The following is a 13849-nucleotide window of genomic DNA, read 5'->3' as shown; positions in this document are numbered from 1 at the left end:
GACGGCTCACAGGAGTTTCAGCAGCTTCGACAGGTCCGCGCGCAGCCCGGCCGGGTCGAAGCCCGGCGCGTAGCGCAGCACCACGAAGCCGTTCGGATCGATCACGTAGACCGGCACCCCGGCCGCGTCGTGCACGCGCGGCAGACCGGCCAGCAGCGCGGCGTCGGCACGCAGCACGCGTACCTGCGGCAGCGCGCGCACCGCCGCCGGCGGCGTGCCGATCCACAGGATCTGCACGTGGTCGGCGTCGTGGCCGAACAGTTGCCAGACCTTGTCCAGGTCGCGCGCCAGCGCCTCGCAGGCGGTGGCGCAGTCGCTGGGCGGCGCCAGCGCGATGCGCCACAGCCGCTGCTGCGGATGCCAGGCGTAGACGCTGCCGTCGTCGCGCCGCGGTTGCAGCGCGCGCAGGTCGCCCGGCGGCTGCAGCAGCTCGCCGTGGTTGCGGTTGCCCGGCGGCTGCCAGCCGGAGAAGCGCAAGGCGCCGGCGACCAGCATCGAGCCGAAGAACAGGGCGAACAGGGCGATCAACGTCCAGCGGCCGCGTGCGGTCGCCTGGCGTGGAGCCGAAGGGGAGGCATTCATGCCGGGGATTTTCTCATGCGCGCGCGCTCAGCGCCCGCCTCGCCCCTTGCGCGCGCGCCAGCTGAGCAGGCCCGCGGTGATCAGCACGGCCAGCGCCAGGCCGAACCATTGCACCGCGTAACCCAAGTGGCGCTCGGGCGGCAGCGTGTTCGGCAGCATGTCCAGGTCGCGCGGATAGCCCAGCGGCAGGGCCGGATCCAGGCGCAGCACCTGCGACAAAATGTCGCGGCGGCCGAGCGCCTGGCCGATCGCTGCCGGCTCGATGCGCATCGCCAGCCACAGCTGCGGCGCCGGCGCGGCGACCAGCGCCGGCCCCAGGGTCAGCCCGTGCGACGGCACCGGCCCGAGCAGGCCGACCAGCGTGTGCCGCCCCTGCACCGGCACCGGCCTGGGCAGCGCGCGATCGGCCGGCAGCGGCAACCAGCCCAGTTCGACCAGCAGCGGCGCGGAGGCGCCATCGGCCAGGAACGGCTGGTAGACCTTGACCCCGCTGCGGCCCTCGCGCAGTTGATTGTCGAGCAGGATCTGCCCGGGCAGGAAACGGCCAGCGCCGTGCACCCAGGCCAGCTGCGTCGGCCGCGCCGCGCGCAGCGCGTCGGCCAAGGCCTGCGGACGATCGCGGATGTGCGCGGCCTGCGCGAGCAGCGCCTGTTTCTCGTGCATGCGCAGCAATTGCCAGCGGCCCAGCGCGCAGAATCCCAGCGCCACCGCCAAGGCGATGCTCCAGCCCAGCCACAGCGGCATGCGCGCGCGCGCGGCGACGCGCGAGGACGCGGCGAGGGTCATAATGCGGCGATACCGTGCACCGAGACGCCCATGAACGACTCGCTGAAAACCCTGCTGATCGTCGCGTTCCTGCTGCTCATTCTGTGGAACCTCGGCGCCGGCCTGTACTACCTGTTGGTGGACCGCGGCCAGAGCAAGCGCACGGTGAACGCACTGACCTGGCGCATCGGCCTATCGGTGTGCCTGATCCTGCTGGTGATCCTGGGCATCTACACAGGCGTGATCAAGCCGCACGGACTCGGCCGCTGACGCGGCCGAGCCGGGAATGGAGAATCGGGAATGGGGAATCGCGTGATCAGCGCCCCTGCTTTGCCGAATCCCCAATCCCGAATCCCTAATCCCAGCCGTCAAAGTACATAGACGAACAGGAACAGCGCCAGCCACACCACATCGACGAAATGCCAGTACCACGCCGCCGCTTCGAAGGCGAAGTGGTTGTCGCGGCTGAAATGCCCGCGCGCCGAGCGCAGCCACATCACCAGCAGCATGATCGTGCCCAGCAGCACGTGCGCGCCGTGGAAGCCGGTGAGCATGAAGAAGGTCGAGCCGTAGATGCCCGAGCCCAGGGTCAGGTTGAGTTCCTTGTAGGCGTGGATGTATTCCTCGGCCTGGAAGTACAGGAAGGTGCAGCCCAGCAGCACGGTCAGCCCCTGGAACACCAGCAGCCGCGTGCGCTGCCCGGCCTTCAGCGCGTGGTGGGCGATGGTCAGGGTCACGCCGGAGCTGAGCAGGATCAGCGTATTGATCAGCGGCAGGCCCCACGCCGGAATGGTCTGGAACTGGCCGCCGATCGCGCCCGGGCCGTTGGTCGGCCAGGCCGCCGAATAGCCGTCCCACAGCAGCGCGTTGGTCATCACCCCGTCGCCGGCGCCGCCCAGCCACGGCAGGATGAAGGTGCGGGTGTAGAACAGCGCGCCGAAGAACGCGCCGAAGAACATCACTTCGGAAAAGATGAACCAGACCATGCCCATGCGGAACGACACATCGACCTGGCGGTTGTAGTGCCCGGCGATCGACTCGCGGATCACGTCGCCGAACCACATGAACAAGGTCGCCACCAGCATCGCGATGCCGATGAAGAAGGTCCACTTGCCCCAGTCCGCGTCGTTGAGCCAACTGGCCACGCCGATCATGGTCACGAACATCGCGATCGAGCCGATGAACGGCCAGCGACTCTGGCTGGGCACGTAATAGGCAGTGGCGTCGGTGCTGGGCTGGGCCATGGCGGGCGTTCCGGGTGAGGTCAAGGGGCCGCGCGCGCGGAACCGGCCAGTTTCGGCGATCCCAGTTCCGCGCTCAGCGCATCGTTCTTGAAGAAGGTATACGACAGGGTGATGGTGGTGATGTCGCCAGGCAGGTTCGGGTCGACGATGAAGCGCACCGGCATGTCGCGCTTCTCGCCGGCCTGCAGGGTCTGCGCGGTGAAGCAGAAACACTCGGTCTTGGTGAAGTAGCCGGACGCGCGCGCCGGCGCCACCGACGGCACCGCGCTGCCGACGATGGCGCGTTCGCCGTCGTTGCGCGCGTAGTACAGCGCCTCGTTGAGTTCGCCGGGCACCACCTGCATGGTCAGTTGCTCGGGATGGAACGACCACGGCAGCTTGGAATTCACCCCGCCGTCGAACTCGACCTTGACCGTGCGCTTGCCGACCAGCGGCTTGCCCGCCTGCGGGCCTTCGCCCGGACCGCGCTCCAGGCGCACGCCGAACACCTTCTCGCAGGCGATGCGGTACAGCGGCACCAGCGAGAAGGTCAGCACGAACACCGCCAGCGCCACGCCGACCAGCTTGAACAGCCCGGCGCTGTTGTGCACGCGCGGCGCCGGCGCGCTCATCGGCCGATCACCCCGGACAGAATGAAGCCGGCATAGATCAGCACCGCCACGGCGCCCACCACCAGCGCGGTGCGCACGGCGCGCTTGCGGCGCAGGGCCATTTCGTCGAGCGGCGTCTGCGCGGTCATCAGTGGCTGATGTCGTCGTGGGCCAGGTCGCCGGGCTTGAGCACCGGCGGCAAGGTAAAGGTGTGCGCCGGCGCCGGCGACGGCACGGTCCATTCCAGGCCGCGCGCGCCTTCCCAGGACCGCGCCTCGGCGCGTGCGCCGTTGCGCAGCGACGCCAGCAGGATGCCGGCCATCAGGAACGGGGTGACGAACATGCCGAACGCGCCGATCGAGCTGACCAGATTCCAGTCGGCGAACACCACGTTGTAGTCGGGAATACGCCGCGGCATGCCGGCCAGGCCGAGGAAGTGCTGTGGGAAGAACAGCAGGTTGACGAACAGCATCGTCCACCAGAAGTGGAACTTGCCCCAGGCCTCGCTGTACATGCGCCCGGTCCACTTCGGCCACCAGTAGTACACCGCGGCGATCAGCCCGAACACCGCGCCGGTGACCAGCACGTAGTGGAAGTGCGCGACCACGAAATAGGTGTCGTGATATTGGAAGTCGGCCGGCACGATCGCCAGCATCAGCCCGGAGAAGCCGCCGATGGTGAACAGGATGACGAACGACACCGCCCACAGCATCGGCGCCTCGAAGGTCAGCGAGCCCTGCCACATGGTGCTGACCCAGTTGAACACCTTCACCCCGGTGGGGATGGAGATCAGCATGGTGGCGAACATGAAGTAGATCTCGCCGCCCAGCGGCATGCCCACGGTGAACATGTGGTGCGCCCAGACGATGAAGCTGAGGAACGCGATCGCGGCGATCGCGTACACCATCGCCTGGTAGCCGAACAGCGGCTTGCGGCTGAAGGTCGGGATGATCTCGCTGACCACGCCGAACGCCGGCAGGATCATGATGTAGACCTCCGGATGCCCGAAGAACCAGAAGATGTGCTGGTACATCACCGGGTCGCCGCCGCCGGCCGCATTGAAGAAACTGGTGCCGAAGAACTTGTCGGTCAGCAGCATGGTCACCGCGCCGGCCAGCACCGGCATCACCGCGATCAGCAGGAACGCGGTGATCAGCCAGGCCCAGCAGAAGATCGGCATCTTCAGCAGGTCGATGCCGGGCGCGCGCATGTTCAGCACGGTGGCGATGATGTTGATCGCACCCATGATCGAACTGATGCCGGCGACGTGGATCGCGAACACGCTGAAGGCGACGTTGTAGCCGCCCTGCAGCGACAGCGGCGGGTACAGGGTCCAGCCGCCGGCCGGCGCGCCGCCGGGCAGGAAGAAGGTCAGCAGCAGCAGGGTGAAGGCCACCGGCAGCAGCCAGAACGACCAGTTGTTCATGCGCGGCAGGGCCATGTCCGGCGCGCCGATCTGCAGCGGGATCATCCAGTTGGCCAGGCCGACGAAGGCCGGCATCACCCCGCCGAAGATCATCACCAGCGCGTGCACGGTGGTCATCTGGTTGAAGAACTCGGGCTTGACGAACTGCAGGCCCGGTTGCGCCAGCTCCGCACGGATCACCACGCTCATCGCCGCGCCGACGATGAACATCGTGAAGCTGAAAAGCAGGTACAGCGTGCCGATGTCCTTGTGGTTGGTGGAGAAGAACCACCGTTCCACGAAGCTCTGCTGATGCCCGTGCTCGTCGTGGTGATCGACTGCGGAATGGGCCATGGCGGCTACCTCAAAAAAGAATGCAGGAGATCAGGCGGCTTGCACGGTCAGGTGCGAGCCGGAACGAAGACGGGGCAACAGGGCCTGCGGCGGCGCGGCCGGCGCAGTGGCCTCGGGCGCGGGCGCATCCGGAGCCGCCGGCGCGGCGGGGGCTTCGGCAGGTGCGGCGGCCGGCGCGGCCGGGGCCGCCGCCGGGGCGGGCTTGCGCGCCGCCAGCCACTTCTGGAAGTCCTGCTTGGACACCGCCTCGACCACGATCGGCATGAAGCCATGGTCCTTGCCGCACAGTTCCGCGCACTGGCCGCGGTACACGCCGGGGGTGTCGATGTCGGTCCAGGCTTCGTTGATGATCCCGGGGATGGCGTCCTGCTTCCAGCCCAGCGCCGGCACCCACCAGGCGTGGATCACGTCGTCGGAGGTGATGACGAAGCGCACCTTGGTGTTCACCGGCAGCACCAGCCGGTTGTCCACGTCGAGCAGGTAGTGCGGATTGCTCTCCAGGCTCGGCACCTGGCCGCTCTGGCGCATGCGGTCGGAGTCGCGCGCCAGGCGGCTGGTGAAGGAGACGTTCTCGCCCAGGTATTCGTAGCGCCACATCCACTGGTAGCCGGTGACCTTGACCGTCAGCTCGGCGTCGCGGGTGTCGTACATGGCGATCAGCTTGGCCGTGGCCGGCCACGCCATCGCGATCAGGATCAGCACCGGGATCACCGTCCAGATCACCTCGGCCTTGGTGTTGTGGCTGAACTGCGCCGCGACCGCGCCCTTGGACTTGCGGAACTTGAACATCGCATAGCCCATCGCGCCGAACACCAGCACGCCGATGACCGCGCAGATCCACAGCGACAGCATGTTCGAATCGTAGGCGTTGCGCGCGCTCTGGGTGACGCCGCGGCCCATGTTCAACTGCCAGGGTTTCGGATCGGCCGATTGTGCCCACGCCATCGGTGCGGCCAGCGCCGCCGCCAATGCCATCGCGCCCCTGACCGCCTGTTGCTTCGACATGCCGCATTGCTTCATTGCCTAGACCCCTTGGAGCGTCATCGGTTGCGGCCGGTCGCGGCCGCCAGCAAGCCTTCCAGGGTCTGCGCCAGCGCGCGGCGCTCGTCCGGGCCGAGGAACTCGCCGACCCGGACCTGCTTGCCGCTGCACGCCAGCACCACCCTGTCGTCGCCTTCGATCCGCAACCGCACCCAATGCGGGTGGGCGCGGAACGCCGGCGTTCCTGCATTCGTGCGGGTCACTTCCACGCAGCCCGGACCCACCCGGATGTCCTCTTCGCGCTCGCCGCTGCGCCATGACCAGCGCAGCGCTAGCGCCACCACGATGCTGTGCAACAAGGCGAACGCCGGCGCGAACACATTGCCGGCCCACCACCCCAACACCGCCACCGCCCACATCGCCCCGGCCAGCGCCGCGAACAACATCACGAATTGCCGGGCACTGAGCGCCCGTGGCGGCCGCAGCCGCAGCTGCGTCCCCGCTCCCTCCGCAGAACACGGACACATTTCGATCATGTCGCACCGCGCTTCCGAGCCGCCGCGCTGTGCCAGCCGCGAGCAACGATTCGATGGTAGCCCCGGGCCTGCGCGCCGGCAAGCGCGGGTTCATCATAAAAAATGCTGCATTGCAACCAGATTCTTGCGGCCGACGTTCAGGCATCCGCGCCCGGCGCCGGCATCCGGGCGCGCCGCCGCCGCACTGCGCGAGCGGGCGCTGGCATAAAATGCGCGCATCTTTCCTGGTCCTTCCTGCATGAACGCTCTGTCTGGCGCCGGTCCCGCACCGGCGATGCCGTCCGCGTCTCCTTCGCCGTTGCTTGCCCCCGAACTGCCCCCCGCCGCCCACGCGCTGCGCGCCGCGATCACCGCCGCGTGGCTGAAGGACGAGGCCGACCACGTGCGCGAACTGCTCGAGCAGGCGCGCCTGCCCGCCGCCGACCAGGCCAAGGTGCAGGCGCTGGCCGCCGACCTGGTCACCCGGGTGCGCGCCCGCGCCCAGAACCAGGGCGCGATCGAAGCCTTCATGCGCCAGTACGACCTGGGCAGCGAGGAAGGCGTGCTGCTGATGTGCGTGGCCGAGGCGCTGCTGCGCATCCCCGACCAGGACACCGCCGACAAGCTGATCCGCGACAAGCTCGGCGATGCGGACTGGAAGAAGCACATGGGCGAGAGCGACTCGGTGCTGGTCAACGCCTCCACCTGGGGGCTGATGCTCACCGGCAAGCTGGTGCAGATCAACGACCTGACCCGCGCCGACGTGGCCGGCGCGTTCAAGCGCCTGATCGGCCGCGTCGGCGAGCCGGTGATCCGCCTGGCGGTGCGCCAGGCGATGAAGATCATGGGCCACCAGTTCGTGATGGGCCGCACCATCGGCGAGGCCTTGTCGCGCTCGAAGAAGGGCGACAACGCGCACTACCGCTACTCGTTCGACATGCTCGGCGAAGGCGCGCTGACCATGCAGGACGCGCACCGCTACCTCGACGCCTACCGCCAGGCGATCCACGCGATCGGCCGCAGCGGCCCCAACGGCTCGTACACGGGCGGCGACGTGTTCGCCGCGCCCAGCATCTCGATCAAACTGTCGGCGCTGTACCCGCGCTACGAGCACGCCAAGCGCGCGCGGGTGATGGCCGAGCTGGTGCCGGGCGTGCTGGAACTGGCGCAACTGGCCCGGTCCTACGGCATCGGCTACACGGTGGACGCCGAGGAAGCCGACCGCCTGGAGCTGTCGCTGGACATCATCGAGGCCACCTTCTCCGATCCGTCGCTGGACGGCTGGGAAGGCTACGGCCTGGCGGTGCAGGCGTACCAGAAGCGCACTCCGTACACGATCGACTTCCTCGCCGACCTGGCGCGCCGCGTCGGCCGCCGCATCCCGGTGCGCCTGGTCAAGGGCGCGTACTGGGACGCGGAGATCAAGCGCGCGCAGGTCGAGGGCCATCCGGGCTATCCGGTGTTCACCCGCAAGCAGAACACCGACGTGTCCTACCTGGCCTGCGCCAAGCGCATGTTCGCGCACAGCGACGCGCTGTACCCGATGTTCGCCACCCACAACGCGCAGACCATCGCCGCGGTGCGCGCCATCGCCGGCGGCAAGGACTACGAACACCAGAAGCTGCACGGCATGGGCGACGACCTGTACGCCGAGGTGATTCCCGCCGACCGCCTGGGCGTGCCGTGCCGCGTGTACGCGCCGGTCGGCTCGCACGAGGACCTGCTGCCGTACCTGGTGCGGCGCCTGCTCGAGAACGGCGCCAACTCCAGCTTCGTCAACCGCATCACCGACGAGGACGTGGCCATCGAGGACCTGATCCGCGACCCGGTCGAAGCCGTGTCCGCGTTCGCCTCCATCCCGCATCCGAAGATCCCGCTGCCGGCCGATCTGCTGCGCAGCCAGAACCACAACAGGAAGAATTCCATGGGCGCCAACCTCGCCAACGACAACGACCTGCGCGCGCTGGCCGACCAGCTCAACGCCGCGATCAAGCCCTGGCAGGCCGCGCCGCTGGTGCCGGGCGCGGTGATCTCCAGCGCGCCGCTGGACGTGACCAACCCCGCCGACCGCCGCCAGACCGTCGGCCGCTGGCAGCCGGCCGACGCCGCCACCGTGGAGAAGGCGCTGGCCAACGCGGTCGCCGCGCAGCCGGGCTGGAACCGCACCCCGGCCGCCAGCCGCGCCACCATCCTCGAGCACGCCGCCGACCTGCTGGAAGCGCGCATGCCCGAGTTCATCGCGCTGTGCGTCAAGGAAGCCGGCAAGACCCTGCCCGACGGCGTCGCCGAGGTGCGCGAGGCGGTGGACTTCCTGCGCTACTACGCCGGCCAGGCACGCGCCCAGTTCGGCGCGCCCGAGCGCCTGCTCGGGCCGACCGGCGAATCCAACGAACTGCAGCTGCACGGCCGCGGCGTGTTCGTGTGCATCAGCCCGTGGAACTTCCCGCTGGCGATCTTCCTCGGCCAGGTCGCCGCGGCGCTGGCCGCCGGCAACAGCGTCATCGCCAAGCCGGCCGAGCAGACCAACCTGGTCGGCCATGCCGCGGTGAAGCTGCTGCACGAGGCAGGCGTGCCGGAAGCGGCGGTGCAGTTCCTGCCCGGCGACGGCGCCACCGTCGGTGCCGCGCTGACCCGCGATGCGCGCGTGGCCGGCGTCGCCTTCACCGGTTCGACCGAGACCGCGCGCGCGATCAACCGCGCGCTGGCCGCGCGCGATGCCGCGATCGGCGTGCTGATCGCCGAGACCGGCGGCCAGAACGCGTTCATCGCCGACTCCTCGTCGCTGCCCGAGGCGGTGGTCAAGGACGCGATCGCCAGCGCCTTCATCTCCGCCGGCCAGCGCTGCTCGGCCGCGCGCGTGCTGTTCGTGCAGGACGACATCGCCGACAAGGTGATGACCATGCTCGCCGGCGCGATGGCCGAACTGAAGATCGGCGACCCGGGCCTGCTGTCCACCGACGTCGGCCCGGTGATCGATGCCGACGCGTTGCAACTCCTCAGCGACCACGCCGCGCGCATGGACCGCGAAGCGCGCCTGATCGCGGTGGCCGCCAGCGACGACGGCACCGCGCACGGCAGCTTCTTCGCCCCGCGCGCCTACGAACTGCAGTCGCTGGCGCAGCTGCAGCGCGAGATCTTCGGCCCGGTGCTGCACGTGATCCGCTGGAAGGCCGACCAGCTCGACGCGGTGATCGAGCAGATCAACGCCACCGGCTATGGCCTGACCCTGGGCGTGCATTCGCGCATCGACGAGACCATCGAGCGCATCGCCGCGCGCGTGCAGGTCGGCAACGTCTACGTCAACCGCAACCAGATCGGCGCGGTGGTCGGGGTGCAGCCGTTCGGCGGCCAGGGCCTGTCCGGCACCGGCCCCAAGGCCGGCGGCCCGCACTACCTACTGCGCTTCGCCACCGAGAAGGTGGTGACGGTCAACACCACCGCGGCCGGCGGCAATGCCTCGCTGCTGACGCTGGGCGACTGAGCACGGCGCTCGCCAGCGCGTTTTTCTTCAGATTTGCAGGTAGTGGAGTTGTTGTGGGAGCGACTTCAGTCGCGACGGGCATCACCGGTAACGCCCGTCGCGACTGAAGTCGCTCCAACAGGAATGCTCGGCGACAATAAGCATGGCGGCCTTTGCGGGCGCAATGCGGCGGCGGCGTTACGTCCGTCGCCGCACACTCGCTTTACTCAGCCATGCCAATGCATCGGCCCCTGGCACAGGCACTGGCCGTCGTCGCTGAGGTGCCCGAACAGGCTCTCCAGCAAGTCGTGCGACGGCGTCCATTCGCCGATCGCCGGATGGATCAGCATCGCCTTGCGTGCGGTCAGGCGGCTGCCCGACAGTACCGCCTCGATCGCCGCGCGTTCGTAGGCCTTCACCGCGCGGATCAGGCCATGCACCGCATCGGGCAGCGGCGCGGTCGGACACGGCACGATGCGGTCGCGGTCGATCTGCGAGGAAATCTCCACGATGTCGTCGTCGGGCAGATCGGCGATCGCGCCCTGGTTGCGCACGTTGACCACGATCTTCGCCGGCACCGCGCCGGTCAGCGCGCTCATCACGTCGATCGCGATGCGGTGGTAGCCGGTGCTGACCCGGAACGGATCGGCCTGCAGGCTGACCCCGGCATCGAACGCCGAACCGCCTTCGGCCTCGAGCTTCATGTACGAGCCCGAGCGCTGGTTCAGATACGCCTCATAGGCCTGCACCGCGCCGTGGCCGTCGCCGGCCTGCAGGCGGCTGCCGAGCGTGGCGATCAGGGCATGGTTCAAGGTCTCGATCTCGGCGCCGCGGCTGCCGCCCTGGGTGCGCTGATTGGCCAGCGCGCGGCGCCGCTCGTAGTAGAAGAACAGGTATTCGCTGGGAATCAGCCGCAGTTCGCGGATCATGTCGAAGTCGAACAGCGGCGCCAAGTACAGCTGGCGCAGCAGCGCGTCGTCCTGCAGCAGGCGGTCGATGACCTCTTCGCCGTGCAGGCGCACGCCACGCACCCAGCCCAGGTGATTGAGGCCGACGTAATCGCATTCCACCGCGTCGTGGTGCGCGCCCAGCGCATGCGCGATGTTGTGGAACAGTTCGGTCGGGGTATCGCAGATGCCGACGATCTTGGCGCGGGTGTGCGTGGTCACCGCCTGGGTGATCAGTCCGGCCGGATTGGTGAAGTTGACCAGCCACGCATCCGGGCTCAGCTGTTCCACCAGCCGCGCCTGCGCGATCGACACCGGCACGGTGCGCAAGGCCATGGCCACGCCGGCCGGGCCGGTGGTCTCCTGCCCCGGATAGCCCTGGTCGATGCTCACCCGCTCGTCGGCGGCGCGCTGCGCGATGCCGCCGATGCGGATGCTGTTGAGCACGAAGTCCGCCCCTTCGATCGCATCCTCCAGCGAATCGGCCGCGCGCAGGCGCAAGTCGCCGCCGAACTCGCTCACCACCGCGCGGCCCATCGCGACCATCAGCTGCACGCGCTGCGGATCCGGGTCGTACAGCACCATCTCCTCCACGCCCAGTGCCGCGGCCGCCTCGTTGACCCCATACACGACCAGTGGCGAGCGCACCCCGCCGCCGCCGATCAAGGCAATCTTACGATTCGTTGCTGTCATTGCGGTTCCTCAGTTGGTCGAAATCGGGGAGGCCGTCCAGCGCGCCGAGCGCGGCGCAGCAGGACGCGCCGCAGAAGCAGGCGCGGCACAGGCAGTCGTCGAGTCCTGCGCCGTCGAGCAGCGCATCGATGAAGCCCGCGTCGAAGGCGTCGCCGGCGCCGGTGGTGTCGCGCACCTGCACCGCGGGCGCGGCCACCAGGCGCGCGCCGGCCGCATCGACCGCCATCGCGCCGGCGCCGCCGAGCTTGATCGCCGCATGGCGCAAGCCCAGCGTCTGCGCCCACTGGCGGCACGCCTCGGCGCCGTCGCCGCAGCCGAGCAGCGCGGCCTCTTTCTGGTTGGGCAGGAAATAGTCCACCTCGCGGCAGGTGGCCAGGTTCTGCGGCGCGCTCAGCCAGTCCGGGCTGAAGCCCACGTCCAGCGAGGTCGTGCAGCCGGCCGCAGCCAGCGCCGGCAGCAGCGTCTGCGCCAGCGCGCGCGACAGCGGCATCGCGAAATGCACATGGCGCGCCGCGCACAGTTCGTCCAGCACCTCGGCGCGCGCGAGCAGCGCATCGAGCTTGGCGTTGGCGCCCAGGTAGGTGAAGAACGCACGGTCGTCGGGCATCGACACGCTGACCGAGATCCCGGTGCCGGCCGGGTCGCTGCGCACCCCGTCGCTGCGCACCTGGAACTGGCCCAGGCGCTGTTCGAACCACAGCCGGTCGCTCTCGCCGATCAGGCCGATCAGCCGCGTGCTGCGCCCCAGCCGCGCCAACCCGCAGGCGGTGTTGACGGTGCCGCCGCCGAGTTCGCGCAGATAGGCGCTGGCTAGGGCTTCCTCGCCCGGCTGCGGCCAGCGCTGGAACCCGCTGAGGATGTGATCGGCGTAGATCTCGCCGACCACGGCGACGTCGCATGCGCTCATCGCGCTATCCAAGGCCATGTGCCCTGCCTCCTGGCTTGAATCAGGAACAGCGCCGTGCCCACACACAACGCCACGACCGCCGCGAGCAGATGGCGGCCCTGGCTGGTGGCCAGGATGTACAGCCAGCCGGCCACGCTCACCCACAGCGGCCACGGATACAGCGGCATCGAGAACGCCTCCGGCGGACGCTGCACCTGCCGCCGCAGCAACACCACCCCCAGGCACTGCGCCATGAACTGGAACATGATCTGGATGACCATCAGCGTGGCGATCAGGTCGTCCAGCGACAGCAGGCAGGCCAGCGCCGAGGTCGCGCCGACGAACAGCAGCGACACGGTCGGGAAGCGCCCGCGCGGATGCAGCCGCGCGAACACCCGGAAGAACTGCCCCTCGGCCGCCGCCGCGTACGGCACCCGCGAATAGCCGAGCAGCACCACCAGCGCCGAGCCCCAGCTGGCCAGCATGATCAGCGCCACCGCGATGGTGCTGCCGACATGCCCGTAGATCGCCTGCATGAAGTCGGCCACCACCGCCCTGGACTGCGCCGCCTGCTGCCACGGCAGCACGCCGAGGATGGCCACGTTCAGGCCCAGGTACAGCGCCGCCACGATCGGGATCGAACACAGCACCGCCAGCGGGATGTTGCGCCGCGGCTGGCGGATCTCGCCGCCGAGCATGCACACGTTGTTGTAGCCGCCGTAGTCGTACACCGCGATCAGCGCCACCACGCCGAAGCCGAGCCAGAAGCCATGCGGCGAGTCCGTCCCCGCGTGCAGGAAACGCTGCGCGATCGCCATGTCGAAATGCAGCAGGCCGCTGGCCACGATCCACACCACCGCCGCCACCACCGCGGCGGTGACCAGCAGCGACAGCACCTGCACCGAGCGCACTTCGCGGTACAGCAAGGCGGTGTTGAACAGGCACAGCGCCGCCGCGATCGCGGTCAGTTGCCACGGCGCCAACCCTGGCACCAGAAACGCCAAGTACTGGGTGAACCCGACCGCCGCCGCGCCGATCGACAGCGGCGCGGTCAGCAGCGTCTGCCACAGGTACAGAAACCCGAACAGGCTGCCCAGGCGGTCGCGGCCATAGGCCTCGCGCAGGTAGTGGTACGGCCCGCCGGATTTGGGAATCGCCGAGCCCAGTTCGGCCCAGACCAGGCCGTCGCACAGGCACAGCAGCGCGCCGGCCACCCAGCCCAGCAACACCATCGGTCCGGCCAGCGCCGACAACGCCAACGGGATGGTGATGAACGGGCCGATGCCGACCATGTTCAGCAGGTTCGCGGACAGTCCACCCCAGAATCCGATCGCGCGTGGCGGCACGTGCTCGGCATCGTGGCGCGCCGCATCGGGCGTGGTCAGCAGCATGCAGACTCCCTTGTCGCCGGTGCGACGCAGCGGATC

The 13849-nt window shown here is 69.1% G+C and carries 14 protein-coding genes; 2 read left to right on the top strand and 12 right to left on the bottom strand.

Annotation, left to right across the window (positions count from 1 at the left end):
- Positions 1-6: 6 nt before the first annotated feature.
- Together NRY95_03005 and NRY95_03000 are read right to left on the bottom strand one after the other, a co-directional pair.
- The gene (locus tag NRY95_03005; GenBank protein UYC16956.1) at positions 7-582 is read right to left on the bottom strand and encodes a hypothetical protein; all 576 of its coding nucleotides are present in this window, start codon (positions 580-582) and stop codon (positions 7-9) included.
- A gap of 27 nt (positions 583-609) precedes the next feature.
- Positions 610-1368, bottom strand: a complete 759-nt coding sequence (locus NRY95_03000) for an SURF1 family protein (protein UYC16955.1) — start codon at positions 1366-1368, stop codon at positions 610-612.
- A 30-nt stretch (positions 1369-1398) separates the two neighbouring features.
- Between NRY95_03000 and NRY95_02995 the strand changes: the two genes are divergently transcribed.
- Positions 1399-1617, top strand: a complete 219-nt coding sequence (locus NRY95_02995) for a twin transmembrane helix small protein (GenBank protein UYC16954.1) — start codon at positions 1399-1401, stop codon at positions 1615-1617.
- Positions 1618-1715: 98 nt separating this feature from the next.
- On the opposite strand, the gene NRY95_02990 is transcribed toward NRY95_02995, so the two are convergent.
- From NRY95_02990 to NRY95_02960, 7 genes are all read right to left on the bottom strand, one after another.
- Entirely contained in the window at positions 1716-2591 is an 876-nt protein-coding gene (locus NRY95_02990) for a cytochrome c oxidase subunit 3 (GenBank protein ID UYC16953.1), read from the bottom strand.
- Between the two features lie 20 nt (positions 2592-2611).
- Positions 2612-3202 carry a cytochrome c oxidase assembly protein gene (locus NRY95_02985; GenBank protein ID UYC16952.1) on the bottom strand — a complete coding sequence of 197 codons (591 nt, stop codon included), beginning with the start codon at positions 3200-3202 and terminating at the stop codon, positions 2612-2614.
- Positions 3199-3330 (bottom strand): hypothetical protein, encoded by a 132-nt coding sequence (locus NRY95_02980; protein UYC16951.1) that lies wholly within the window; start codon positions 3328-3330, stop codon positions 3199-3201. Before NRY95_02980 ends, NRY95_02985 begins: the two co-directional genes overlap by 4 nt.
- On the bottom strand, positions 3330-4940 hold the full coding sequence (gene ctaD / locus NRY95_02975) for a cytochrome c oxidase subunit I (protein UYC16950.1): 1611 nt from the start codon (positions 4938-4940) through the stop codon (positions 3330-3332). The genes NRY95_02980 and ctaD overlap by 1 nt, the downstream gene beginning before the upstream one ends.
- Before the next feature lie 30 nt (positions 4941-4970).
- On the bottom strand, positions 4971-5945 hold the full coding sequence (gene coxB, locus NRY95_02970) for a cytochrome c oxidase subunit II (protein UYC16949.1): 975 nt from the start codon (positions 5943-5945) through the stop codon (positions 4971-4973).
- A gap of 35 nt (positions 5946-5980) precedes the next feature.
- Positions 5981-6457, bottom strand: a complete 477-nt coding sequence (locus tag NRY95_02965; protein ID UYC16948.1) for a DUF2244 domain-containing protein — start codon at positions 6455-6457, stop codon at positions 5981-5983.
- Between the two features lie 93 nt (positions 6458-6550).
- Positions 6551-6676, bottom strand: a complete 126-nt coding sequence (locus tag NRY95_02960; GenBank protein UYC16947.1) for a hypothetical protein — start codon at positions 6674-6676, stop codon at positions 6551-6553.
- Positions 6677-6731: 55 nt separating this feature from the next.
- Here NRY95_02960 and putA point away from each other — a divergent pair, with 55 nt between their 5' ends.
- Positions 6732-9917 (top strand): bifunctional proline dehydrogenase/L-glutamate gamma-semialdehyde dehydrogenase PutA, encoded by a 3186-nt coding sequence (gene putA / locus NRY95_02955; GenBank protein UYC18482.1) that lies wholly within the window; start codon positions 6732-6734, stop codon positions 9915-9917.
- Between the two features lie 206 nt (positions 9918-10123).
- Here putA and NRY95_02950 read toward each other — a convergent pair whose 3' ends face one another.
- Genes NRY95_02950 through NRY95_02940 form a run of 3 tightly spaced genes read right to left on the bottom strand, consistent with a single transcriptional unit; the run spans position 10124 to position 13813 of the window.
- Positions 10124-11536, bottom strand: a complete 1413-nt coding sequence (locus NRY95_02950; GenBank protein UYC16946.1) for a 6-phospho-beta-glucosidase — start codon at positions 11534-11536, stop codon at positions 10124-10126.
- Positions 11517-12443, bottom strand: coding sequence for a carbohydrate kinase family protein (locus NRY95_02945; GenBank protein UYC18481.1), 927 nt, complete (start codon positions 12441-12443; stop codon positions 11517-11519). The genes NRY95_02950 and NRY95_02945 overlap by 20 nt, the downstream gene beginning before the upstream one ends.
- Complete coding sequence (locus tag NRY95_02940; protein ID UYC16945.1) at positions 12440-13813, bottom strand: APC family permease; 1374 nt, start codon at positions 13811-13813, stop codon at positions 12440-12442. The genes NRY95_02945 and NRY95_02940 overlap by 4 nt, the downstream gene beginning before the upstream one ends.
- Between the last annotated feature and the right edge of the window lie 36 nt (positions 13814-13849).

Origin of the sequence: Xanthomonas campestris pv. phormiicola, assembly GCA_025666215.1 — a bacterium.
In the GTDB taxonomy this organism is placed as follows: Bacteria; Pseudomonadota; Gammaproteobacteria; order Xanthomonadales; family Xanthomonadaceae; genus Xanthomonas_A; species Xanthomonas_A campestris_A.
The sequence above is the reverse complement of the archived record's forward strand: the minus strand, read 5'-3'. Positions and strand labels throughout refer to the sequence as shown.

Bases quoted from the DNA above. Each gene is read 5' to 3' on its own strand.
- NRY95_03000 (UYC16955.1), bottom strand. From the start codon at position 1,368: ATGACCCTCGCCGCGTCCTCGCGCGTCGCCGCGCGCGCGCGCATGCCG.
- NRY95_02960 (UYC16947.1), bottom strand. From the start codon at position 6,676: ATGCGCGCATTTTATGCCAGCGCCCGCTCGCGCAGTGCGGCGGCGGCG.
- NRY95_02940 (UYC16945.1), bottom strand. From the start codon at position 13,813: ATGCTGCTGACCACGCCCGATGCGGCGCGCCACGATGCCGAGCACGTG.
- NRY95_02980 (UYC16951.1), bottom strand. From the start codon at position 3,330: ATGACCGCGCAGACGCCGCTCGACGAAATGGCCCTGCGCCGCAAGCGC.
- NRY95_02990 (UYC16953.1), bottom strand. From the start codon at position 2,591: ATGGCCCAGCCCAGCACCGACGCCACTGCCTATTACGTGCCCAGCCAG.
- ctaD (UYC16950.1), bottom strand. From the start codon at position 4,940: ATGGCCCATTCCGCAGTCGATCACCACGACGAGCACGGGCATCAGCAG.
- NRY95_02950 (UYC16946.1), bottom strand. From the start codon at position 11,536: ATGACAGCAACGAATCGTAAGATTGCCTTGATCGGCGGCGGCGGGGTG.
- NRY95_02965 (UYC16948.1), bottom strand. From the start codon at position 6,457: ATGATCGAAATGTGTCCGTGTTCTGCGGAGGGAGCGGGGACGCAGCTG.
- coxB (UYC16949.1), bottom strand. From the start codon at position 5,945: ATGTCGAAGCAACAGGCGGTCAGGGGCGCGATGGCATTGGCGGCGGCG.
- putA (UYC18482.1), top strand. From the start codon at position 6,732: ATGCCGTCCGCGTCTCCTTCGCCGTTGCTTGCCCCCGAACTGCCCCCC.
- NRY95_03005 (UYC16956.1), bottom strand. From the start codon at position 582: ATGAATGCCTCCCCTTCGGCTCCACGCCAGGCGACCGCACGCGGCCGC.
- NRY95_02995 (UYC16954.1), top strand. From the start codon at position 1,399: ATGAACGACTCGCTGAAAACCCTGCTGATCGTCGCGTTCCTGCTGCTC.
- NRY95_02945 (UYC18481.1), bottom strand. From the start codon at position 12,443: ATGAGCGCATGCGACGTCGCCGTGGTCGGCGAGATCTACGCCGATCAC.
- NRY95_02985 (UYC16952.1), bottom strand. From the start codon at position 3,202: ATGAGCGCGCCGGCGCCGCGCGTGCACAACAGCGCCGGGCTGTTCAAG.